The sequence below is a fragment of the Paenibacillus sp. BAC0078 genome (assembly GCF_054483875.1).
On the sequence record NZ_JBTLRW010000074.1, the window covers coordinates 1 to 599 of the forward strand.

A 599-nucleotide genomic window follows, 5' to 3' on the forward strand; every position below is an offset into this window, starting at 1 on the left:
GCCGGAAGTGAATACATCGCGCCGCGGAGCGAGATCGAAGTGAAGCTGGCGGCGGTTTGGCAGGACGTGCTCCGAATCGAACAGGTCGGCATCCGGGACAACTTCTTCGAGCTGGGCGGCGATTCGATCAAAGCGATCCAGATCGTGTCGAGGTTAAGCGCGGAAGGGTTGAAGCTGGTTGTCCGGGATATGTTCACGCATCCGACGATCGAGGAAGTCAGCGGCTATATTCAGGCCAAGACCCAGGCAGCAGCCGAAGCAGGGGCCGTGGAAGGCGAGGTGGCGCTAAGCCCGATCCAGCGTTGGTTCTTCGAACAGGATTTCTCGCAAAATCATCACTGGAATCAGGCGATGATGCTGTACCGCGCGGACGGATTCCGGGAAACGCTCGTGGAGGAAGTCGCAGCCAAGCTGACGGAACATCACGATGCGCTGCGGATGGTGTACCGGCAAGAAGCAGGGAAGATCGTGCAGATGAACCGGGGGACGGAAGAGCCAGCGTTCCGCCTGCATGTATGCGACGTCTCGGGGGAAGCGGACGTCAGCACAGCGGTCGAACGTGAGGCAATGCGGGTTCAACAGATGATGAATCTGGAAAC

The 599-nt window shown here is 59.1% G+C and carries 1 protein-coding gene; it reads left to right on the forward strand.

The features are described 5' to 3' along the window. A partial coding sequence (locus ACX1DY_RS31480; protein WP_458968053.1) for a condensation domain-containing protein occupies window positions 1-599 on the forward strand: 599 nt, incomplete at both ends.